Source organism: uncultured Nostoc sp. (assembly GCF_964245575.1).
In the GTDB taxonomy this organism is placed as follows: domain Bacteria; phylum Cyanobacteriota; class Cyanobacteriia; order Cyanobacteriales; family Nostocaceae; genus Nostoc.
Window position 1 is genome coordinate 1 of the sequence record NZ_CAXTNP010000007.1, and the last position, 21536, is coordinate 21536.

The window sequence follows — 21536 nt, forward strand, 5'->3', positions numbered from 1 at the left end:
AATCCCCACTCCGTGGGGGCCCCGAGTTCCCCAGCCTCCAGTCCCCACCAAACCATAGGGCATCAGCAATTGTCTAGTTAACTCCCAGTTATCTTGACCCCAAATCCATTTTGGAACTGGGTTAATATCAAAACAGCGTAGCAGTTCGTAGCCTGTCGGCTCAATCTGACCGTTACCCCAAAAATTTGTCCCTAGTGCGACAACGCTCCCTAATACTTCCAAGCTAGCTTCTAGGTGCGAAAACAGCAGAGTCCGCTCACAAGGAGGGTTTGTAGCGGCAAACAGCCAACCGTGATAAGTACGCGTGCGGACATCCGAAATTGTACCACTGGCAAAACTTCCTAAGCCATTGGTAAGCAACCATTCTCTTGTATCTAAATCAAGCATTTGCTACTCAAAATCGTTATGAGTATGATATATTCGTAACAGATCGTAATTAAACTGTGAGAGCGTGGATGGGTGAGTTTTACTTGACCCAGATTCCAACGCTACTAAACCGATAAAGGAGAATTAGGTTAATGTCCCTTACTTACGGAACCGAAGGAAGCCTCCGCGTTGGTCAACAAGCTCCCGATTTCACAGCAACGGCTGTGGTAGATCAAGAATTTAAGACAATCAAACTTTCCGATTATCGCGGTAAGTATGTCATCCTGTTTTTCTACCCACTAGACTTTACCTTTGTTTGTCCCACTGAAATCACAGCATTTAGCGATCGCTACGAAGAATTCAAGAAAATCAATACTGAAGTCCTTGGGGCTTCTGTTGATAGTGAATTCTCCCACCTCGCTTGGATTCAAACAGATCGTAAGTCTGGTGGCGTCGGCGACCTGAATTATCCTTTAGTCTCCGACATCAAAAAAGAGATTAGCGCCGCTTACAACGTTCTTGATCCAGCAGCAGGCATTGCTTTGCGTGGTCTGTTCATCATAGATAAAGATGGTATCATACAGCACGCCACCATCAACAATCTCGCTTTTGGTCGCAGCGTTGATGAAACCTTGCGGACACTGCAAGCAATTCAGTATGTTCAGTCTCACCCCGATGAAGTTTGCCCAGCTGGTTGGCAACCTGGTGACAAGACAATGAATCCTGATCCAGTCAAGTCTAAAGTCTACTTCTCTGCTGTCTAAGTTTCGCTAGCTATCTAATCCATCCTGTTGGAGTTGAAATCAACGAAAACCACAGATAAACAGAGATACACATTAAACAGTGTCAACCTCGATATCTATCTGTGGTTTTTTAATAAAATGGTATTTAAATAATCATTGTTAAAAATATACCAATCTAAACAATGGTTGTGACAGATAAAATGCCAAAAATGATTACTAAATAATACCAATTCTCTAAAATAAGGCAACAGATGTAAGCAGGGATTGCTTTGCTGCATCTAAATTTTTCAATTGCAAATTGCGAATTGGTATAACTCTTTGACAATCTAAAATCCTAAATCCCAAACGATATTATGCTTACTTCAACTGATTTTAATGGTTTATTAAATGAGCGATTCTTCCGCAATTTTTTACCAGTTCCAGCGACAAATAAACTCAGATTAGGAGTAGGAACGCCAGACTTTCAACTGCCAGATATTACCAACGGAACTTTAGTAAAATTGTCTGATTATAAAGGCAAGCAACCAGTGCTACTCGCCTTAACTCGCATCTTTACTGAAAAACAATATTGCCCCTTTTGTTTTCCTCACATAAAAGCTTTAAATGAAAAATACGAGGAGTTTAAAAATCGCGGTATAGAAGTTTTAATGGTTACTAGTACTGATGAACGGCAGAGTCAAATAGTTGTGAGGGATTTAGGTTTACAAATGCCGTTATTAAGTGATCCCAGTTGTCGTATTTTTCGTAACTATCAAGTAGGACAAGCACTGGGAGCGCCTTTACCAGCCCAGTTTGTATTAGATAAAGAAGGCAAACTCCGCTACTGGCATTTATTTTCTTTTTTGGATCACAATGCTAGTGTTGAAACTTTGTTAGAACAATTCAATAAAGTGTAAGGTGTAAATGGCAATGCCCACCCTACTCATAAAATTGTGAGGTTTTATGGTGCTGACCCTTTATCATTCGTCGATTTCTCCTAACTCCCGCCGCGTCTGGATTACTCTGCTGGAAAAAGGACTTGAGTTTGAATTAATAGAGATAAAACTGGATGGGGAGCAGTTTAAACCAGAGTTTTTGGCAATTAGCCCCTTCCATCACATTCCGGCTTTGGTGGATGATGGCTTTAAGGTAGTGGAATCTTTGGCAATTCTGGACTATTTAGAGGCAAAATATCCCACACCTGCGATGTTGCCTAAAGATGCCAAAGATTTAGCGATCGCACGCATGGTACAACTGGTAACGGTGAATGAGCTTTTGCCAGCAACCACCACCTTTTTACCTCAGATATTAGGCTTACCTGGGGAAAATCCCGAAAAAATCGAGCAGGCAAAGCAAAAAATTTCAACAGTGCTGAACTTTTTGGAAAATTTACTTGACGATCGCCCTTACTTTGGTAGTCAAAACCTAACTCTAGCTGAGGTTGTGGCTGGAACTGTAGTAATATGGTTGCCGGAAATAGGCATTTCCTTAAGTGATTATCCAAAGCTGAATGCTTGGCACGACCGATTAGCTGCACGGACAACATGGCAAGTTACTGAGGCTACACCAGAGGCAATGGAAGCGTTTAAGTCAATCATAGTAGCGAGAAACACGCAGCAAATTCATAACTAGTCAATGTAGAAACGGTAAATTTACCGCCTCTACAAAGCTAAATTTTCAGAGCTTGACTTGCTGTAAATGACTGCGGGGATTATAAGTACGTATAGCCCGGATTTTTTCATAATATTCTCGCTCTTGCTGGCTGAGGTCTTTTGGTGGTGCGATCGCCACCTTCACCAGCTGATCACCACGTCCACCCTTGGCGAGGGGCCAACCTTTGCCACGTAAACGCAGCGATTGACCAGAACGCACTCCTGCTGGTAGCTTGACATTAACTAAACCATCGGGAGTGGGTACATCTATTGATGCTCCCAAGGTAGCTTCATCTGGCGTGATTGCCACTTCGCATACCAAGTTATCGCCTTCCATTTGGAAGAACGAGTGCGGCTGAAATTCTACTTTTAAGTATAAATCCCCTCGTTGTTGAGTCATTGGGTTGATTTGACCTTTGCCCCGCACGCGCAGACGAGTACCAGGTTTAGCGCCAGATGGGATACGAACATCAATTGTTTCGTTACCTAAACTAAAGCGCTTTTGCACACCATTAAATGCTTCAGCAAAAGTTAAACTGATCGCAGCTTCACTATCTTGGGAAGTACCTGTACTTGCATCACCAAACCCATAATCGTTAAAGCCGCTAAAACCACTCGTCGTACCTGTAGAACTGCGGTAAGAGTAATTTTGTGAGTAATTATTTTGTGAGTAATTATTTTGTTGTGAGTAACTTTGTCGCCCACCGCGAGGGGTAGCACCACCAAAGCGTCCTAGCAACTCATTAATGAACTCATCAAAATTTCCGTATTGACTGAAGTCAAAGCCACCCATATCAACACCAGCGCCGCCAGATGGGAAACCTTCACCAGCTTGTTTCCAATATTGACCGAATTGGTCGTATTTTTTGCGTTTATCTACATCTGACACAACTTCGTAGGCTTCGCTAACTTCTTTAAAGCGTGCTTCTGCCTGTTTGTTATTTGGGTTGACATCAGGGTGATATTTACGGGCTAGTTTACGAAAGGCTTGCTTAATCTCATCTTGAGTGGCATTCTTACTAACTCCCAAAATTGCGTAATAGTCTTTGAAGTCGGTTGCAGCCATCTATCTACCAGCCTCCTATAGAAATTCCTGTTATGTTTTTTTGTAAGATAAAAGATGTTACTTTACTGGGTATAGTGCCAAGCAAAGAGAATCTGACTTTAAATTAACAAAGAATATAGAAATTCAAGTGTGGTTCTCGCTCAACTAGCGATCGCAATTTCCGTACTCCGATTTTTCTGATAAGCGGATCAGCCTGTCTAGTCCTTCTTCCAGACTTGGGGGAGCATCTCGGAGTTGACGGTGCATCCGCAACATGATTTCTTCAGGAACCTGGCGTGATCGCCTTTTATTACGTGCTAGACACAGCCAAACAGGCGTATCCACCCAAATTCCCGTAATGTGTGTAAAGCCCAAGTCACGGGCTAAAGCAATGACTTCACGACGATGGCGGCGCTGGGCATTGGTGGCATCGAAAATAGCTGTATTCTTTGTAGAAATAGCTTGCTGAAATTGCCGTTCTACTTCTTGCCAAATCAGCAGCCACGGCCCCTGAATGGCTTGGGAACCAAACAGTTGCCCCCGGATGCCATCCGTAGAAATCAGTGGCATCTGGGGGCATTCTGTCAGTAATTGTCTTGCCAAAGTTGACTTCCCGCTACCTGGAAGGCCAATCAACAAAAAAAGTGAGGAGTGAGAAGTTAGGAGTGAAGAATTAAAAGTGAGAAGTGAGGAGTAATCATAATTTTTATTCATTAACTCCTAACTCCTAACTCCTAACTCCTAACTATTAAATGATGGTTCCATCGGGAATTACAGCATTTTTCAGCACAACGACGATCCCACTGCGGATATAGAAACCTTGACTTTCGCGGTCAGCTTCTTGCACGTTATCTTTATTGATAATTTTGACATCGTGACCGATACTGGCGTTTTTATCGATGATGGCACCGCGAATAATCGAGTCAGCACCAATACCTACAGGAATGTCACCTTGTTCTACGTTGGATTGGCGTTCTACAGAAGCTTGGTAAAAATCTGCACCCATGAGCAAAGATTCTTCGATGAGGCAGCCAGATTCAATTCGCGATCGCACTCCCAACACTGAATGTTGAATGCGGCAATTTTTCAAAATACAACCTTCGCCGATAATTGATTCTGTTACCTGGCAATCTAATAGTTTACTTGGAGGTAAGTAGCGGGCACGGGTATAAATTGGTGCCTTTTCATCGTAAAAACTAAAAGGTGGCTGAGGCTGCTGAGTTAGGGCTAAATTGGCATGGTAAAATGCTTCGATTGTTCCAATATCTTCCCAGTAGTCATCAAAAAGGTAAGCTTGAACGTTGTAATCTTTAGAGGCATCAGGAATAATTTCTTTACCGAAATCAGTCCTTTCTATACCTTCTCTCAACAACTTGAACAAAACCTCTTTTTTAAAGACATAAATCCCCATTGAAGCGATGTAGGGCTGTTGCTGGGCTTGTTCTTTTGATAATCCCAGTACACTTGTATCAACTTGCATTTGGAGTAACGCTTCACCTTTGGGTTTTTCGCTAAAATCGATTACCCTACCAGAATCGTCAATTTTCATCAAGCCAAAATCTGAGGCGCGGCGCTCATCAATGGGGATGACTGAGAGAGTAATATCAGCCCCCGTTTCCCTATGGCGGTGGATAAACTGGCGATAATCCATGCGGTAGAGGTGATCGCCTGAGAGAATTAAATATTCTTCTACATCCCATTCTTCCATTAACCACAGATACTGACGCACAGCATCGGCTGTACCTTGGAACCAGTTCGGGTTTTCTGGGGTTTGTTGTGCTGCTAACACTTCCACAAAGCCTTCATTGAAGCCAGTAAAGTTATAGGTACGGGCGATGTGACGATTCAGGGAAGCTGAGTTGAATTGTGTCAGGACGTAGATTTTGAATATTTCGGAATTGATGCAGTTACTAACAGGGATATCGATTAGGCGGTATTTCCCCGCTACTGGTACTGCTGGTTTAGCGCGGAGTTTGGTTAGTGGGTAAAGCCGAGTACCCGCGCCACCACCAAGAATGATTGATAAAACTTTTTTCACAAAATTTCTCCCGACTGCCTTTCAACTCTCATATTCAGTTTAGGACTGTCTGCCACCACAGGTAAGGGGGGAGCAAATATTCTCAAGGATGAATTTTACAGAATGCTGTTGGTGATAGATAGTGCGGCTGATAAGGAGATAAATAGAACATTTGTATTAATTGGTATGAGCAATGGGGAGGCGATCGCTGCGCCAACTCCTTTGGCGATCGCTATACCCAGCAAATAAACAAAGAATTATTTTTAGAAAATCATATCAAACACTGAAGCTACCTAAACTTTTGCTCTGATTTCCCAAACGCAATTGCTGCGATCGCTTCAAATATTTCACCCAAGGTTGCTCTGACAACTGGGAAATAGCATTTGCTGACACTGTAGCCGTGAAAATATCTTTGCCACTGGTAACACCACTAACCCCTAAACTTTCTAAAACAGCAGTTGCAGCAGAGCCTAAAATTGGTTCAGTATGAATGAAAACCGTCAAACTCGGTTCTTCTGAATTTTGAACATCATTTAGCGCTGTAGCAAGAGCGGCATCTAGTTTCTGATAATTCATCAGTAATTTCTTGGTAAAAGGGCAGGCAAAAATTGCCTATCCTAACTTATCAAATTTATAGGTTTTTATTGCCTACCCTTGTACAGAAATAATATCCACCTTTCTCAGTCTAATTACAGATTTAAAGCGTTAATCACTCCATAACCCCATTTCTCATCAAATGTGCCTGGGGGTTTTCCGGGAATAGCACTATTTTTACGTAGCAAGTCTTTCACCGCAGCCGGATCAAGGTTAGGATCGCGCTGCAACAGCAGTGCCACTAACCCACTAACGAACGGTGTCGCCATACTCGTACCAGCCCGTACCACAAACTTGGAATTAATCATCGACGAGCGGTCAAAATTTGCATCGGCGGAAAGGGTGGAAATAATCATCGCTCCTGGTGCTGCTACATCAGGCTTGTGTCCATTATTCCGTAGTGGGCCTTCACTACTGAACTCCGAAATAGTATGCAATTCTAACCCCATTTCTTGCTCTTTGTTATCAATATCTGTGTACTTGGTTTTAGTAGTATAGGCAGCAACTGTAATTGCACTGCTGGCGGCTCCCGGCGAACCAATTTTTACCGCATCTTTCACACTTTTACCTGTGAAAAACACTGATGAACTGTCATCTAATGTCCACACATTCAAACATGTGTCAGTTGAAGAACAGTTACGGACTCGCAGCTGCCAAATACCTCCTATGACTGGCGAGGGTTCAATACCGCGTATTTGCACAAAGAAATTATGATCGCCGTTGGCTTTATCTGGCGCTGGTGTCGCTAATTGCACCCGTGCATCTGGTAATTGATAATCTTGTGCGGCATTACCCTCAGTAATTATTTTTTGGAAGGGGGTGACAAAACCATTAGGACTTCGCAGCGACACTTCCAATTCGCTGTCTTTGGAATACCAACCGTTTAACCAAACTATGCTTATTTGATTAAAAGGAACATTAAAGCGCATACTATGAGTACATCCACAAGGTATCGTCGCTTCTCCATGAATGTTATCGTTCCCTTCGTTACCCGCAGCACAGCAAACAATTCTTCCAGGGCCAGTTTCAGCATCAATAACTTTGGATAAAGAATCACTACCATCATGAGCATCAGCGTGTCCACCAACGCTGAGATTCAGCACTGCGGGGCGTCCCAACTCTCTAGCAACTCGGAAAATGTAACGCACACTATCAGCAATGTGGGCATCCTGTAAATCTGACCTGACGACAACTAATTCCGCTTCTGGTGCGACACCGCCATATCTAGCATCGGCACCGGCGGCAATTCCCGCAACATGAGTACCATGACCGTCAGTATCCTGAGAAATTGTCAGTTGCGCTCCCGTCAATTCAGCCCCATAGCGGCCTTCCGTCACTCCTGGCCCTGGCATTGTTTGATCCCAAATGTGTAAAATTCGTCCGGCAAAGGCGGGGTGTTTCGGATCAATGCCACTGTCTATAATGCCGATGATTACTCCTTTACCAGTCAGTCCGGTTTTATTCTTGAACTCCGGCAATTTAACTGTTTCTAGTGCAGTGTCCATCCTCAAATGAAGTTTGCGTGATGGCTTAATGCGTTGGATAATATCTTCTTCAGATAAGACTTTTAAACTCTCTATCGGTAAAAAAGCCGTCCGCACACTTCCAGAGGTTTGATTGACTTCAATATTATATTGTGATAGATAACTTAAGTCTGCATCATGGTCGCAGTAGATAAAAACGACGCTCTTAGTGGGCTTGACTGGGCTTTTGTGGGCAATAATACCAAGCGATCGCTTGTGTGTAACTAAAGCTTGCTCTCCTTCACTTTGATAGTCTTGAAATGCCAAAAGTAATCCAGGAGAAAGTTTTTCGTGCCTCATTTTTACCTCAAATTCAATTCCTTTTCTGAAAGTAAAATAGTGATTTTAACAAGATAAGTCACTCTAGCATTGATGCAGACAATGTAGTTTTTTAGCGTTTATTATTTGATGCGACTATGTTATATAGCAATCCGATTTGATTCGGTGAATTACTCGTAGGGACTGGGGACTGGGGACTGGGAAGAAGGAATAAAGGTGTACTGAGTTTTTTTTCAAAAATCAAATATGAGTCCTATATCAAGTTCAGGTGATTACTTATAATAAAATCTATCAATGTAAGTTGGGTTGTAGCAAGATCCCCGTAGGGGTACGGCAGTAAAACCCAACATGAGCAAGGATCAAATATTGGGTTTTGTTCCTCAAACGCCACTTGCTTCTCCTGTTAAAGACGCTGCGCGAACAAGCAGGTGTTCCCGTCCAACGCAGTGGCTCCCCAACCTACGCTTACGACAAAGGTAAAGCGGATGACCCCATTACAGCAATTTTCAGGTAATTGAACCACAGACTCAGGTAGACTGAAAATATAGCATTGTTTGAATAGATGCCAGTATCTTACTCAAAGGATTTACGTGAGCGTGTGATTATGGCTTATGTTGCAAAAGAAGGCTCTTAACGCCAGTTGGCTCAAAGATTTAAGGTTAGCTTGTCATTTGTGCGAAACCTACTGCGTCAGTATCGGACAAATGGACTCTTTTGAGGCGAAACGACCTGGAGGATACCAAAAGCCGACAATAATAAATAAACGAGCATCTATTGCTTATCCAGTCTTTGATTGAGGGAAAAAATGTTTGCTGTAGGGTAGGAATTTTACACTGGGAATAAATTCTTGATCTTTATATGCATTATCTTGCTCAAACGTCCTCCATTTGCCCGCCACCATTCACAGCACCGGGGTGTGAGCCTTACTGAGCCGCTCCAATTTGCAAAACAATTTTGCCGCGTGTGCGCCCACTTTCAGAAAGTTGGAATGCCTTTTTCACTTCTACGAGCGGCAAAACGGTTGCGACGTGCGCTTTTAATCTGCCTTCGTCAACCAATGCGCTGATGGGAGCTAATTGTTTTGCGTTTGGCTTGCAATAGACCCGTGCGGACTTGACGCCAAATTCCTGCGCTTTTTCTTCGGACGGAAACTCCACTGACGTTACCAGAAAGCCACCTTTTTTCAAAGTTTGGAACGCTCTTTCAAACGTGTCGCCGCCGACCGCATCGAAGACGACATCAACGTCTTTAACGACTTCTTCAAAGTTTTGCTTCGTGTAATCAACGAATTCATCCGCGCCTAAATCTCTGACGAACTCTTCATTGCGTCCCGAAGCCGTACCGATGACGTATGCGCCTTTTGCTTTGGCAAGTTGAACAGCCAGCGAACCGACTCCGCCTGAGGCGCCGGTTATCAAAATTCTTTGCCCACTGCTGAGATGGGCTAAATCAAAAATTGCCTGCCATGCGGTCAACGCGCCGAGTGGAACCGCCGCCGCGTTCTCGAAATCGAGACTTTGGGGTTTAGACGCAATATCCCCCATATTGGCAACCGCGTATTCGGCGAAACCTCCAGAGCGGATGATACCGTAAACCGCATCGCCTTCTTTGAAAGCTCTGACATCATCGCCAATTCTTTCGATTGTTCCAGCAATCTCGCCGCCGAGCATGATGGGTAGTTTCAAACCGAGCCTTTCGCCCAAACCGTTACGGATTTTCCAGTCAACCGGATTAACCCCCGCGACGTGAACTTTCACTAAAACTTCGTCCGCCTTCGGCTTTGGGCGTTCGACATCAGCATAATTTAGAACGTCATCATTGCCGTATTCTTTGATTACTATTGCTTTCATTTTCCTCGCCCCTGCTTAATTCAATGGATATGGCAGAATTGGCTCATCACTCATAAGAATCTGCGGCGCTTACCGACATATGGAAACCCCATACTTACTTTTTAACTCTTCTATAGTAACTTTTCACTCCCCCTCTCAAGCAACAACTTGAAAAGCAATGGGAATCGAAGGGGGTAATATTCCCTTACGACCTTGAGCAATCACTTGGGCAAAGTGCGATCGCCTGTTAGGTTTTGCCTACGCAGCAATATTTACTAATAAATTGCTTTGCGTCTACGCACTCTCCAACAAGCGGGAGCGCTCTACATTCAAGCGGGAGCGGTCTACCTTCAAGTGGGAGCGGTCTACCTTTAAGCGGGAGCGGTCTACCTTTAAGCTTTTATCAAGATTAAACATATTATTTCTATAAATGCCAACATCTAGTAATTAAATTCCGAAAAATTACTGCTATAGCTTGAAAATTTTATTGAAAAAACTGCGAGTTTTGCTGAACCGGAATCCAGTTGAATTGAGGCAATCTAGCTCTAGAACCATCTTAAAGGAGTAAATCTATGTCTCGGAGAAAACGTACCTCCCGCATTCTAGAAAAAGCGGAGTTAGGATCCTCTGGACTGAAATCGATTGTTCCAAGCATCAAATTTGATGATGATAATAATATAGAAAAACTCATTGCATCAATTGAGCAGTTACGTACAAAACTTGATAGTTATAATACCGCTCTGTCAGTGATTGACTCTTCTCAAGCTGAGATTGAAGAAATGGAAAAAAACTTAAGCACTCTTTCAGAAAAGATGCTAATGGTGGTTGCCATAAAATACGGCAAAAACAGCCGCGAATATGAGATGGGGGGTGGTGTTCGTAATAGCGAACGTATTCGCAAAATCAGCTCGAGCCGCTTGAAAGCTAGGGCAGCGCAGGTATCAGATGAAAATGCAAAAACCACCTAGTACCGCTTTGCGTAATTCGTAATTCCTGTTCCGTAAGGGTTTCAGCCCGATTTTCCGGGCTGGAGCTGCTGACTATGAGCCAATTTAATTAATTTTACATTGCGTAACATAGTTTTAGGACTTACACATTGACAGGAAAGGCTAAATATGGATGATTTGAAAAACCACATCTTTCGTAGGGGCATAGCAATGCTGTGCCCCTATAGCGCGGGTGTATTTACGATCAAAGAATGATTAATAAAACCCTGAAACGACCTATTTTAGTCAATGCATACCATGATGAATTTGTACAGTGCGTAAGTCTTAAGTTTGATTTATTCTTGCCTACTTAATCCAAGTTGCTAATGACTACTGATAAATGACAGATTTTCTATCATAAGTAAGAGCCATAAAGAAGCTAATATTTGCAACGATCGCTTCTGAAGGTACAAAAAGTTATTCATGCAAATTCAAACACCAGACTGGGTAAAACACGCAATTTTCTACCAAATCTTCCCAGATCGCTTTGCTAGAAGCAAAAAGCCGCGCAAACGGTTATTGCAGGAAGCCCGTTGGGAAGATTGGGACTCTATGCCAACACTCCAAGGTTATAAAGGCGGCGACTTATGGGGCATCATGGAGGGTTTAGACTACATCCAGGATTTGGGAATTAATGCGATTTACTTCACACCCATTTTTCAATCCGCTAGCAATCATCGCTATCATACCCACGATTATTATCAAGTTGACCCGATGCTGGGGGGCAATGAGGCTTTTAAAGAATTGCTAGATGCAGCCCATCAACGAAATATCAAAGTTGTTCTCGATGGCGTGTTTAACCATTCCAGCCGTGGTTTTTTCTTCTTCCATGACGTTTTAGAGAATGGCCCACATTCACCTTGGGTAAATTGGTTCAAAATTGAAGGCTGGCCCCTTTCAGCATACAATGGGGAATTCCCTGCAAATTACGTGGGTTGGGCAGGAAATCGTGCCTTACCAGAATTTAACCACGACAATCCAGAAGTGCGGGAATACATTATGGAAATTGCCGAATATTGGCTTAAATTCGGCATCGATGGTTGGCGATTAGATGTACCATTTGAAATAAAAACTCCTGGATTTTGGCAGGAATTCCGCGATCGCGTCAAAGCAGTCAATCCCGAAGCTTACATTGTCGGCGAAGTCTGGGGAGATTCCCGCGAGTGGTTGGATGGAACACAATTTGACGGCGTGATGAATTATCTATTTGCTGGGCCGACAATTGCCTTTGCGGCAGGCGATCGCGTAGTCTTAGAACAAGTCCAAAGCCGCGACTATCAACCCTACCCACCCTTATTTGCTACCGAGTACGCCACCAAAATTCAAGAAGTACTGCAACTTTACCCTTGGGAAATTCAGCTAACTCAACTCAATTTGCTAGCAAGTCATGATACAGCCCGATTGATGAGTATTGCAGGCGGTGATATAGGTAGTATCGAATTGTCAACTTTACTGCTACTCACCTTTCCCGGTGCGCCCAGCATTTACTATGGTGATGAAGTTGGCTTACCTGGTGCAATAGATCCAGACTCACGTCGTGGTTTTCCTTTAGAGAGTAATTGGAATCAAGAAATTTTCAATACTCATCGTCAATTAATTGCTCTGCGCCACACATACCCAGCCTTGCGTACAGGTGATTACCAAGTCCTCCATGCTCAAGGACAAATTTATATCTTTGCGCGAACTTTAGGGACAGAGGAATTGATAATTGCCGTCAATGCTGGTACAAGTTCGGCCACAGCGAATACAGATATCGGCAGTTTGCGTACTCAACCCAACAAGCTGTTATATGGTACTGCCGAAGTTGAGTGGAATGGTGAAGGAGAAACTCAGCAGTTGTCATTAACTCTTCCCTCACGCAGTGGCTGTATTCTGGGGACTGGGGATTAGGGACTGGGGACTGGGGACTAGGGGACAAGGAGAATAACCAATGCCCAATACTTCTCTACGAGAGGCTGCACCAACGACTTCGCTCAGTACAAGTACCCCATGCCCAATGCCCTTATTTCCCTGCCACCATTGCAGGCATCAACACCGCATCAATAATATGGATCACGCCATTGTCTGTCAAAATGTCTGTTTTGATGACATTGGCGTTATTTACCTTAAATTTACCGTTGGCAGATTCAATGGCGACAATTGACCCTTCAAGCGTCTCTGCCTCATTAATCTGTACCAAATCATCAGAGCGAACATCCCCACTAGCGATATGATATGCGACAATTTTCTGGAGCTTGGGGATATCTTGTAGTAGCGAGTCTAAGGTTCCCTCCGGCAGATTGGCAAAAGCTTCGTCAGTTGGTGCAAATAGCGTGAAGGAACCAGGACTTTTTAGAGTTTCTATGAAATTTGCAGCTTCAGCAGCCTTCACCAGGGTATTGAAGTTTCCCGCGTTGATAGCAGTTTCCACGAGGTCAGCCATAAGGGTGTGTGACTTTAGTCAGGTAGTATTATAAGTAACTTATATTGATTAGAAAGCTCTTAGCCTCTATCAACAGAGAGGTTGCTAGCGATTAAATACACAGCAGCAGATTTATCAGTACTGCTACACTGGGGAATGACCCCAAGAACCACTGATTATGCTAAAGCGTTCTAAGTTCGAGACAACTCAGTCTCAGATTATGCACCGTTCTGAGGAGCTGATTAGTGCAGCCTCAAATCGTTACCGCATTACGGTTCAGGTGGCAAATCGTGCTAAACGTCGGCGTTATGAAGACTTTGAAAATAACGAAGATGCGATGATGAAGCCAGTGCTAAGGGCAATTATCGAAATGTCCGATGAATTGACTCAGCCAGAAATTATTGGCGAACTATAAAAAAAGGCTTTAGAGAAGGTAGGATGAGCAAAAATTTATCGTTCATTCAACCCCTACTCAAACCCTGGCAGACACTCACTGCTTTAATGGTAGTGGGTGTATTCGTTTTGGGTTCAGGGGCGGGCAAATCGCTATATACAACTTTATTTAGTATCCAACCTGCTGATGCTCAAAGAATCACACCTAGCGATGTTTGGCAGTTAGTGTACCAGCAATTGCCAGATTTCCCACGGGAAAATAAGTATATCAGCAAAGAAAATGGTCAAGTTGCCGAAAACAACACCTTAGTAAGTCGCCTGATTACATATCACATTTATACCAAAGGGCGGGCCCCAATTTATCGCTTGGATTGGAAGCTGACTTTAGCTGATTACCTGGGTGCGAACGAAATTATGTATGATACTAGCTATCCAGGCAACGAAACACTACGGGAAAATCCTATAGAAGGCGATCGCAAAGCCATCACTCGTCTCACCCGCAGCCAGCGAGATGCCTTAGTCCAAGTCTTAGTCAATATATTTAATCCTACTTCTCAAAATACCCCACCCCCTAGCTCCAACAACACACCCAGTCCTAATACATCAACTACCCCACAGCCACCCCAACGCGGAGGTGCTGAACTACTAAAATGACCAAACCCAGAGTTCAAAATCTTCCTCAGCGTCCCTCTGCGTTAAACCTCAGCGTCCCTCTGCGTTTAAAAAACTAAGCTATGGAACGCCTTCTAAAAACCGGATTTGGCTGGCGTATAGGCCAGAACCCCGAGAAAACTGAATTTAAAGGTTTAGTCGGTACAGATGATTGGGCTATTGAGTTAACCGAAGCCGAGTTGAATGATTTTTGCCGTCTACTAGCACAGTTAGCAGACACGATGAAGCAACTCGCAACAGAATTAATGGAAGAGGAAAAAATTGCTTGTGAAGCCGAAAGCGATTTATTATGGATGGAGGTAGAAGGCTATCCTCATGCTTACACTCTCCGCTTCATCTTGAATACAGGGCGATGTGTAGAAGGTAAATGGGATGCTTCTGCTGTTCCCGATTTGCTGCAAGCGACTGGGATGCTTAAGGTGTTTTAAATTAGCCTCTTGCTTATCCTAAAGTTTTGCTGTATGATAGTGATTCTGACCGGGGCGTAGCGCAGCTTGGTAGCGCGCCACTTTGGGGTAGTGGAGGTCGTGGGTTCGAATCCCGCCGCTCCGATTAATGATAAGCCATGCCTGCTAGTCTTTTCAAAAGATTGGCAGGTTTTTCAATTATGTCTACGAGATGATAGCAAATTCTTAGCACAAAATCATTCCAAAACTTCACTCATTGGCTCAAAAAAGACTTGTGTGTACACCGTAGCCCTACTAGCGTTGGGGAGTAAAATACTAAAGCTTCTTTCCTAAAACACGAGAGGTCAGGGTGTATTGCATATAAACGAGAAACGCTATAGGTAAACTTGTAGCGGGAAGCGAGTAATAATAAAATTGCGTTTAGTCGGTGAATTCCCTAAAAAACTTGGTGTGTTACTCATGCTCAGACGCAAAAGCAGCCGTAAAATTTTCTCGGTGGCTATGCTTGTGCTTGTTATATGCTTTACTCTGTTAACTGTGCGTTCATTTGGGCAAAGAATTATGACATCAGCACCCCAATTACTCACCGACCCATTTTTACAACTGCCAACTGAAACCTCAGTGCAAGTAGTTTGGTTTACTGAGTTTGCTGGTGTTAATCATACAGTAACCTACGGTGAAAATCTTAAACAAACAGCTAAGGCAAATACTATCAAACTCAGTCGCACTCGTGAAGACCAACACTCAAGAGTTGCAAACCAAACCAAAGATGGACAAGTTTATCAAAAACCCGTCTGGCGCGATATTTGGCGACATGAGGCTGAGGTGACTGGGTTAACTCCTGGTTTGCGGGTAAATTATCGCATTACGAGTGTGCGAGAAGACGGCGAAACTGTTAGCAGTGATGTTTTTAGCCTCGCAGCTACTCCAAAACAGGATACACTACTAAAAATTTTACTCACCTCTGACCATCAGTTAAAGCCGATGACATCTGCAAATCTGCAAAAGGTGGTAGAAACAGTTGGACGGGTTGATGGAGTGTGGTTTGCCGGTGATTTGGTCAATGTCAGTGATCGCGCCTCAGAATGGTTTGATAATAATAGTGGTGGTGCGTTGTTTCCGGGTTTACAAGGTCGTGCTAAATATGAAATGACGCACGACGGTGTTAAGACAACCTACACTGGTGGACAAATAATTCAACATGCACCCATGTTTACTTGTATTGGTAATCATGAGGTAATGGGGCGATTTGCCAGGATGGAAAGTTTAGATGGTGAATTTGATGATACAATTCCCCGTACAGTTGCTCAAAAAATCTCCCAGGACAAATCTTTAATAGATAATTCTTTTAATACTAATACCTACGAAGAGATTTTCTCTTTACCAAAAAGTAAAGAAGGTGGAAAAAGATATTATGCAGTCAGTTTTGGTGATGTGCGTTTGGTGGTACTGTACATTACGAATATGTGGCGGACTCCCAGTTTAAATGGAAAGTATAAGGGTAGATATCGAGAAGCAGAAAAGGATTTAAATAATCCTGAAGATTGGGGTTATGGACAGGTGATTTATGAGCCAATTGCTAAAGGCAGCAAGCAATATAATTGGCTAGAGACAGAACTTAATAGCCCTGAGTTTAAACAAGCAAAATACAAAGTTGTAATGTTCCATCATCCGCCGCACACTCTGGGTGATAATATAGTTCCTGCTTATACAGACCCAGTACAGATAATTGAACGGGATGATAATAATATAAAAGCAGTGCGTTATGAGTACCCAAAATCCGCAGATTACATTATCCGCGATGTTGTCCCAATACTTGAAGCAGCTAATGTGCAATTGGTATTCTATGGGCATTCCCATTTGTGGAACCGCTTTGTTAGTCCCAGTGGAATGCACTTTCTAGAAACATCTAATGTGGGCAATACTTACGGCGCTGCTTGGGGTGATAGAAAGCGAGAAGTGCCAATTGGATATCAAGAGGATTATGTTAAACTTGGTGATCCTAATGGGTTAGAACCGATAGTGCCAACAATTGCTCCTATGCTGGGCGAAGATGCAAAGCCGATGCCTTATATTGCGAGTAATGATATCACGGTTTTCAGTATCTTTGATACAGGGACAGGTACGATAAGTAGTTATCGTTTTGATACTCGTAAGCCTGATTCGGAAGTATTAAAGTTTGATGAATTTAAGTTGAAATAGTTGAAATAGCAGGAGTGAAGGGAATTGCCTGCGGCACACTGCGTAGAACGCAGCTACACAAACAAAGTCCGCCTCCGCGGACTAAGAAAAAATTGAGGGTTTGAACCCACGGAGGTGGGCAATGCCAGTTTAGGTGCGGTTTCTAACCGCCAATTTCACTTAAGTTCACAGGAGTAGATTATAGACTAGCGATCGCTTCGGCAACTAGCTTAGAAACAAAGGGCAAAATAGCCCGACTCTTAGCCTGCGCTTTGCCTTCAGTAAATACCACTAAGAGGTAAGGGCGCTGTTCTGGTAGCTCGATATACGCGGCATCATGGTGAACTTGACTTGTCCAACCTGCTTTTGACCAAATTTGAGCATTTTCAGGGAGTCCGCCGCCTAAAAAACCTGTTACCTGATCTTCGTCTCTGTCAGTGGGCAAATCGTTGAGAGTCCGTTTGAGCAAAGCCATCATTGCTTGCGATCGCCCACTTGAAACCGCCACTCCACCTACAATACTATGCAGTAACCTGGTGATCGCATTTGTTGTCAACATATTGCGATTTTCCAGTAACTCTCCCACAAACGCCCGTTCTCGTCCATAGGGGCCATCACCCCAAGTTTTTTGACAGACGTTAATCGTCTCCATTTCTTCCCAACCCAAGGATTGGTAATAGCGGTTAACAATATTACGCTGATATTTCCAGGTTTCAAAAGGCCCAGTTGGTAATTCTGGCCCTGATGTGGTACCGGTCAGAATATCCACAACCAAGCTGGTAGCATCATTGCTGGAATCCACAATCATATCGCGCAAAGCTCGCTCCAACTCTTTGGAAGTGTGAGTCATCCCTTTTTCTAGCCATTCGTTTACCGTCACTAGGTAAAATAGCTTGACTACACTCGCAGGATAAATCCGCTCAACACCGCGATAAGTGAAACCACGAACTGGATGATCCCAAAAAGCCTTGGGAGTCAGCGCCCCACCAGTATTTACTAACACTGGTGGATCGTAAACAACCCAAGTCAGGGCAATTTGATTACGGGCTAAAGTTGGAAATGCTGCCCAAGTTGCATCTAAAATGCCATTACCAACATTTTCGAGTTGTTCGTCTTTATTAAAAAAAATCATTCTCGAATCATGTCCTTTAATCTAAAATCCAAAATCGTTCGACTGAGCCAAGCCGAAGTCCAAAATTGTTCGACTGAGCCAAGCCGAAGTCCAAAATCAGGGGAGTATCAGTGTTTAGCTGACCTGAATTTATATGATTCTCCTGAATGTACACGCTTGGCAACTCAAGCCGCATCTGGGCGACATTTGTGGGTAACATCAAATCATCAAAATTCTGCGGTTGAGGTGTATTTGTGTGAAGATGACTATCCGGGATGGATATCGCTTTCAGATTTTGATTCATTACAATCTGCTACTGTACCTTATCAGGCTGCAACATTTTCGGAATCTGAGATTAAAAAACTGCTAGCAGAGATTATCGCCTTTACCCAAAAAGCGATGCAACAATCAAATTATTACCTTTGGGGTGGTACGGTTGGGCCAAATTATGACTGTTCTGGGTTGATGCAGGCGGCGTTTGCTTCGGTGGGTATTTGGCTACCTAGAGATGCCTATCAGCAGGAAGGATTCACTCAACCAATTACTATTGCAGAATTAACAGCCGGGGATTTGGTCTTTTTTGGAACTAGCCAAAAAGCAACCCATGTCGGGCTTTATTTGGCGGATGGTTATTACATCCATAGTTCTGGGAAAGAGCAGGGACGGGATGGTATTGGGATTGATGTTCTCTCGGAACAGGGAGATGCGGTTAGTCAGTCGTACTATCAGCAGGTGCGAGGTGCTGGTAGAGTTTTTAAGAGTTACGAACCACAGAGACGCTGAGGGCGCTGAGGCTTATGAGGAGTGGGTTGGTTTATCAAGGGTTAACTGAGGAGAATGGGGTGATTTCAGCAATTGTCCCAGATGTTTCAGTGGTGCTACCGATACATGACGAGGTGGAAAGTTTGCCGCTTTTACTAGAAGCGATCGCATCTACTTTATCTTCTAGTCAGATAAATTATGAAATTATTTGTGTGGATGATGGTTCTACAGATGGTTCCGGGGATTTTCTCAAAGAACAGGCGCAAATCCGCACTGATTTAAAGGCGGTGATTTTGCGTCGCAACTACGGACAAACTGCGGCGATGGCTGCTGGGTTTGATTATGCAGTCGGGAAAGCGATCGTCACTTTAGATGCTGATCTCCAGAATGACCCGGCTGATATCCCCATGTTATTAGCAAAGCTGGATGAGGGTTACGATTTGGTAAGTGGTTGGCGGCAAAAACGCCAAGATGGTGCTGTAAATCGGTTACTTCCTTCCAAAATTGCCAATTGGCTAATTCGCCGCACCACTAGCGTAAATATTCATGACTATGGCTGTTCGCTGAAAGCTTATCGTGCAGAACTGTTGGCAGATATGAATCTCTACGGGGAATTACACCGATTTTTACCTGCTTTGGCGTACATTGAAGGAGCTAGAATCACCGAAATACCTGTGCGTCATCACGCGCGTCGCTTTGGTCGCAGTAAATATGGGATTTGGCGGACATTCCGGGTGTTGATGGATTTGTTAACCATTCTGTTTATGAAAAGATTCCTCACCCGCCCGATGCATGTTTTTGGGCTGTTGGGCTTGATTTCAATGGTTTCGGGGACAGCGATCGGAATTCACTTGACGTTCGTTAAATTTGCTTTCCATGAGGACATTGGCAATCGCCCTTTGCTGATTTTGGCGGTTCTCCTCCTATTAACTGGAGTGCAGTTGTTTTGCTTCGGTCTTTTGGCAGAATTGCTCATGCGTACATACCATGAATCCCAAGGACGCCCTATCTATCGCGTGCGAGAGGTGGTAGCAAAAAAGGTTAACTAAAGTAACAATAGTAGTCATTGGTCATTGGTCATTAGTCATTAGTCATTGGTCATTAGTAAATAAGTAAGTTGGTGCAATAAAACTAAACTGTGTGAATAAAAGTAAATAAGTCTCAAACTCTTTCTCCCCCAGCTAATAGCTCCCAGCAAGAACTGCCTTATCCCAACAATAATTATTTACGCCGACCTACTTAGTTAAGGGTAAATATTGGTTGACTCTAGACAAACGACAAAGGACAAATGACAAATGACAAAAACCTCATTAAATTGCATCTACTTTGAAAGCATTTAATACCTTTGATACCGAACTGCGGCGCAACCTGCTGATTTTATTTACGGCAGGTTTATTATTCTGGTCGAGCATATCTTCGCTCTTACCAACTTTACCGCTTTACATTGATGATGTAGGCGCAAGCAAGCAAGAGATTGGGATTGTGATGGGCAGTTTCGCCATCGGGTTATTGCTATCTCGCCCGATGCTAGGACGGTTAGCCGATGAACGTGGTCGAAAAATTGTCTTGTTGATTGGTACGATAGTAGCTGCGATCGCACCTTTTGGTTACTTGGCAACCCAATCAATTGGGCTATTAATCCTGGTGCGGATTTTTCACGGCATTAGTGTTGCCGCTTTTACCACTGGCTACAGTGCCTTAATCGCAGATTTAGCTCCCGGCGAAACTCGTGGCGAAATCATTGGTTACATGACTCTGGCAACTCCCCTTGGTTTAGCAATTGGCCCTGCCTTGGGTGGGTATTTGGAAGCTACAAGTGGTTACGGGATATTATTTCTCTTCTGTGCCGAATTGGGTTTTGTCGCTCTCTTGGAGATTGTACAAGTCACGAATCCGCCAGTGCAGACACAACAGCAAACAGAGGGAAACGATCGCAACTTTTGGCAAATTTTGAGCAGTCCACGGGTAAAAGTTCCAACGATAGTTATGTTGTTGGTTGGTTTGTCCCTTGGTGCTGTACATACTTTTGTGTCGTTGTTCCTCAAATCCACTGATGTGGACTTCAATGGCGGACTGTTTTTTACAGCTTCGGCAATTTCTAGTTTTAGTATCAGAGTGTTTGCTGGTAAGGCAAGCGATCGCTTTGGTCGTGGTTTGTTTATTACCTTTGGTATTTTTTGCTACGTTTTAGCGTTAATACTGCTGTGGCAGGCTCACAGCGTAATCTTTTTCTTACTGGCTGCGATCGCTGAAGGTGCTGGTGGTGGTACACTGATCTCCATGATGGTTACGATGATGGCAGACCGCTCACTGCCGCAAGAACGGGGGCAAATTTTTGCTATATGCATAGCTGGACTTGACCTGGGAATTGCGATCGCTGCTCCTCTTCTGGGTATCATCGCTGAACAGGTAGGCTACCGCGATATGTTTGGCTACGGTGCTGCGATCACTTCTGTTGCACTTGTCCTTTTCCTCACCCAGTCGAGCAAAAATTTATCCAACTCCCTGCGCTTTGCAGTAGGTCTAGCTCCAGATGCCTACGCCTTGAACAACCTAAAAGTTAGGAGCGAGGAACTTTAATTCCTCACTCCTAACT

At 43.7% G+C, this 21536-nt stretch carries 22 protein-coding genes and 1 tRNA gene; 14 read left to right on the forward strand and 9 right to left on the reverse strand.

The genetic code is table 11. From position 1 onward, the window contains the following. Positions 1-387 (reverse strand): glycogen debranching enzyme N-terminal domain-containing protein (locus ACFFAP_RS01965; protein WP_375509648.1); only part of this gene is annotated, 387 nt, incomplete at its 3' end. A gap of 131 nt (positions 388-518) precedes the next feature. Between ACFFAP_RS01965 and ACFFAP_RS01970 the strand changes: the two genes are divergently transcribed. From ACFFAP_RS01970 to ACFFAP_RS01980, 3 genes are all read left to right on the forward strand, one after another. Next, the gene (locus tag ACFFAP_RS01970) at positions 519-1130 is read left to right on the forward strand and encodes a peroxiredoxin (protein ID WP_322651784.1); all 612 of its coding nucleotides are present in this window, start codon (positions 519-521) and stop codon (positions 1128-1130) included. Between the two features lie 332 nt (positions 1131-1462). Further along, the gene (locus tag ACFFAP_RS01975) at positions 1463-2005 is read left to right on the forward strand and encodes a peroxiredoxin family protein (RefSeq protein WP_375509649.1); all 543 of its coding nucleotides are present in this window, start codon (positions 1463-1465) and stop codon (positions 2003-2005) included. A gap of 49 nt (positions 2006-2054) precedes the next feature. Further along, complete coding sequence (locus ACFFAP_RS01980) at positions 2055-2720, forward strand: glutathione S-transferase family protein (RefSeq protein WP_375509700.1); 666 nt, start codon at positions 2055-2057, stop codon at positions 2718-2720. A 45-nt stretch (positions 2721-2765) separates the two neighbouring features. Here ACFFAP_RS01980 and ACFFAP_RS01985 read toward each other — a convergent pair whose 3' ends face one another. The 3 genes from ACFFAP_RS01985 to ACFFAP_RS01995 form a co-directional block, all read right to left on the reverse strand. Then, on the reverse strand, positions 2766-3806 hold the full coding sequence (locus tag ACFFAP_RS01985; protein WP_375509650.1) for a DnaJ C-terminal domain-containing protein: 1041 nt from the start codon (positions 3804-3806) through the stop codon (positions 2766-2768). 144 nt (positions 3807-3950) lie between these two features. After that, positions 3951-4499 (reverse strand): AAA family ATPase, encoded by a 549-nt coding sequence (locus tag ACFFAP_RS01990; RefSeq protein WP_375509651.1) that lies wholly within the window; start codon positions 4497-4499, stop codon positions 3951-3953. 34 nt (positions 4500-4533) lie between these two features. Next, positions 4534-5823 (reverse strand): glucose-1-phosphate adenylyltransferase, encoded by a 1290-nt coding sequence (locus ACFFAP_RS01995; RefSeq protein ID WP_375509652.1) that lies wholly within the window; start codon positions 5821-5823, stop codon positions 4534-4536. A gap of 102 nt (positions 5824-5925) precedes the next feature. Between ACFFAP_RS01995 and ACFFAP_RS02000 the strand changes: the two genes are divergently transcribed. Continuing rightward, on the forward strand, positions 5926-6051 hold the full coding sequence (locus tag ACFFAP_RS02000; protein ID WP_375509653.1) for a hypothetical protein: 126 nt from the start codon (positions 5926-5928) through the stop codon (positions 6049-6051). Between the two features lie 27 nt (positions 6052-6078). Here ACFFAP_RS02000 and ACFFAP_RS02005 read toward each other — a convergent pair whose 3' ends face one another. From ACFFAP_RS02005 to ACFFAP_RS02015, 3 genes are all read right to left on the reverse strand, one after another. After that, positions 6079-6378 (reverse strand): hypothetical protein, encoded by a 300-nt coding sequence (locus ACFFAP_RS02005; RefSeq protein ID WP_375509654.1) that lies wholly within the window; start codon positions 6376-6378, stop codon positions 6079-6081. Positions 6379-6491: 113 nt separating this feature from the next. Next, the gene (locus ACFFAP_RS02010; RefSeq protein ID WP_375509655.1) at positions 6492-8219 is read right to left on the reverse strand and encodes a S8 family serine peptidase; all 1728 of its coding nucleotides are present in this window, start codon (positions 8217-8219) and stop codon (positions 6492-6494) included. A gap of 902 nt (positions 8220-9121) precedes the next feature. Next, positions 9122-10048: an NADP-dependent oxidoreductase gene (locus ACFFAP_RS02015; RefSeq protein WP_375509656.1), complete on the reverse strand. Its 927-nt coding sequence runs from the start codon at positions 10046-10048 to the stop codon at positions 9122-9124. Between the two features lie 551 nt (positions 10049-10599). Here ACFFAP_RS02015 and ACFFAP_RS02020 point away from each other — a divergent pair. Together ACFFAP_RS02020 and ACFFAP_RS02025 are read left to right on the forward strand one after the other, a co-directional pair. Further along, positions 10600-10995: a hypothetical protein gene (locus ACFFAP_RS02020; protein WP_375509657.1), complete on the forward strand. Its 396-nt coding sequence runs from the start codon at positions 10600-10602 to the stop codon at positions 10993-10995. Positions 10996-11436: 441 nt separating this feature from the next. After that, complete coding sequence (locus ACFFAP_RS02025) at positions 11437-12903, forward strand: glycoside hydrolase family 13 protein (RefSeq protein WP_375509658.1); 1467 nt, start codon at positions 11437-11439, stop codon at positions 12901-12903. Positions 12904-13015: 112 nt separating this feature from the next. Here ACFFAP_RS02025 and ACFFAP_RS02030 read toward each other — a convergent pair whose 3' ends face one another. Continuing rightward, on the reverse strand, positions 13016-13435 hold the full coding sequence (locus ACFFAP_RS02030; protein ID WP_375509659.1) for a fasciclin domain-containing protein: 420 nt from the start codon (positions 13433-13435) through the stop codon (positions 13016-13018). Positions 13436-13592: 157 nt separating this feature from the next. Between ACFFAP_RS02030 and ACFFAP_RS02035 the strand changes: the two genes are divergently transcribed. From ACFFAP_RS02035 to ACFFAP_RS02055, 5 genes are all read left to right on the forward strand, one after another. Continuing rightward, positions 13593-13829, forward strand: coding sequence for a DNA-directed RNA polymerase subunit omega (locus ACFFAP_RS02035; RefSeq protein WP_100900204.1), 237 nt, complete (start codon positions 13593-13595; stop codon positions 13827-13829). Between the two features lie 23 nt (positions 13830-13852). After that, positions 13853-14461 carry a hypothetical protein gene (locus tag ACFFAP_RS02040; protein ID WP_375509660.1) on the forward strand — a complete coding sequence of 203 codons (609 nt, stop codon included), beginning with the start codon at positions 13853-13855 and terminating at the stop codon, positions 14459-14461. An 80-nt stretch (positions 14462-14541) separates the two neighbouring features. After that, on the forward strand, positions 14542-14907 hold the full coding sequence (locus tag ACFFAP_RS02045) for a DUF1818 family protein (protein ID WP_375509661.1): 366 nt from the start codon (positions 14542-14544) through the stop codon (positions 14905-14907). 50 nt (positions 14908-14957) lie between these two features. Continuing rightward, a tRNA-Pro gene (locus ACFFAP_RS02050) sits at positions 14958-15031 on the forward strand. Between the two features lie 416 nt (positions 15032-15447). Next, positions 15448-17088 carry a metallophosphoesterase gene (locus ACFFAP_RS02055; protein WP_375509662.1) on the forward strand — a complete coding sequence of 547 codons (1641 nt, stop codon included), beginning with the start codon at positions 15448-15450 and terminating at the stop codon, positions 17086-17088. A 178-nt stretch (positions 17089-17266) separates the two neighbouring features. On the opposite strand, the gene ACFFAP_RS02060 is transcribed toward ACFFAP_RS02055, so the two are convergent. Further along, a complete protein-coding gene (locus ACFFAP_RS02060; RefSeq protein ID WP_375509663.1) occupies positions 17267-18199 on the reverse strand; it encodes a serine hydrolase in 933 nt (310 codons plus the stop codon). Between the two features lie 9 nt (positions 18200-18208). On the opposite strand from ACFFAP_RS02060, the gene ACFFAP_RS02065 reads away from it, so the two are divergent. From ACFFAP_RS02065 to ACFFAP_RS02075, 3 genes are all read left to right on the forward strand, one after another. Further along, positions 18209-18961, forward strand: coding sequence for an NlpC/P60 family protein (locus ACFFAP_RS02065; protein WP_375509664.1), 753 nt, complete (start codon positions 18209-18211; stop codon positions 18959-18961). Between the two features lie 14 nt (positions 18962-18975). Continuing rightward, complete coding sequence (locus ACFFAP_RS02070; RefSeq protein WP_375509665.1) at positions 18976-19989, forward strand: glycosyltransferase family 2 protein; 1014 nt, start codon at positions 18976-18978, stop codon at positions 19987-19989. A 277-nt stretch (positions 19990-20266) separates the two neighbouring features. Continuing rightward, entirely contained in the window at positions 20267-21520 is a 1254-nt protein-coding gene (locus ACFFAP_RS02075) for an MFS transporter (protein WP_375509666.1), read from the forward strand. Positions 21521-21536: the final 16 nt, after the last annotated feature.

Coding starts and splice junctions, on each gene's coding strand:
- ACFFAP_RS02000 (WP_375509653.1), top strand. CDS start 5,926: ATGCTGTTGGTGATAGATAGTGCGGCTGATAAGGAGATAAATAGAACA.
- ACFFAP_RS02070 (WP_375509665.1), top strand. CDS start 18,976: ATGAGGAGTGGGTTGGTTTATCAAGGGTTAACTGAGGAGAATGGGGTG.
- ACFFAP_RS02020 (WP_375509657.1), top strand. CDS start 10,600: ATGTCTCGGAGAAAACGTACCTCCCGCATTCTAGAAAAAGCGGAGTTA.
- ACFFAP_RS01970 (WP_322651784.1), top strand. CDS start 519: ATGTCCCTTACTTACGGAACCGAAGGAAGCCTCCGCGTTGGTCAACAA.
- ACFFAP_RS02065 (WP_375509664.1), top strand. CDS start 18,209: ATGTCCTTTAATCTAAAATCCAAAATCGTTCGACTGAGCCAAGCCGAA.
- ACFFAP_RS01985 (WP_375509650.1), bottom strand. CDS start 3,806: ATGGCTGCAACCGACTTCAAAGACTATTACGCAATTTTGGGAGTTAGT.
- ACFFAP_RS02030 (WP_375509659.1), bottom strand. CDS start 13,435: ATGGCTGACCTCGTGGAAACTGCTATCAACGCGGGAAACTTCAATACC.
- ACFFAP_RS02060 (WP_375509663.1), bottom strand. CDS start 18,199: ATGATTTTTTTTAATAAAGACGAACAACTCGAAAATGTTGGTAATGGC.
- ACFFAP_RS02015 (WP_375509656.1), bottom strand. CDS start 10,048: ATGAAAGCAATAGTAATCAAAGAATACGGCAATGATGACGTTCTAAAT.
- ACFFAP_RS02025 (WP_375509658.1), top strand. CDS start 11,437: ATGCAAATTCAAACACCAGACTGGGTAAAACACGCAATTTTCTACCAA.
- ACFFAP_RS02035 (WP_100900204.1), top strand. CDS start 13,593: ATGCTAAAGCGTTCTAAGTTCGAGACAACTCAGTCTCAGATTATGCAC.
- ACFFAP_RS01990 (WP_375509651.1), bottom strand. CDS start 4,499: ATGAATAAAAATTATGATTACTCCTCACTTCTCACTTTTAATTCTTCA.
- ACFFAP_RS02005 (WP_375509654.1), bottom strand. CDS start 6,378: ATGAATTATCAGAAACTAGATGCCGCTCTTGCTACAGCGCTAAATGAT.
- ACFFAP_RS02040 (WP_375509660.1), top strand. CDS start 13,853: ATGAGCAAAAATTTATCGTTCATTCAACCCCTACTCAAACCCTGGCAG.
- ACFFAP_RS01975 (WP_375509649.1), top strand. CDS start 1,463: ATGCTTACTTCAACTGATTTTAATGGTTTATTAAATGAGCGATTCTTC.
- ACFFAP_RS02045 (WP_375509661.1), top strand. CDS start 14,542: ATGGAACGCCTTCTAAAAACCGGATTTGGCTGGCGTATAGGCCAGAAC.
- ACFFAP_RS02055 (WP_375509662.1), top strand. CDS start 15,448: ATGACATCAGCACCCCAATTACTCACCGACCCATTTTTACAACTGCCA.
- ACFFAP_RS02010 (WP_375509655.1), bottom strand. CDS start 8,219: ATGAGGCACGAAAAACTTTCTCCTGGATTACTTTTGGCATTTCAAGAC.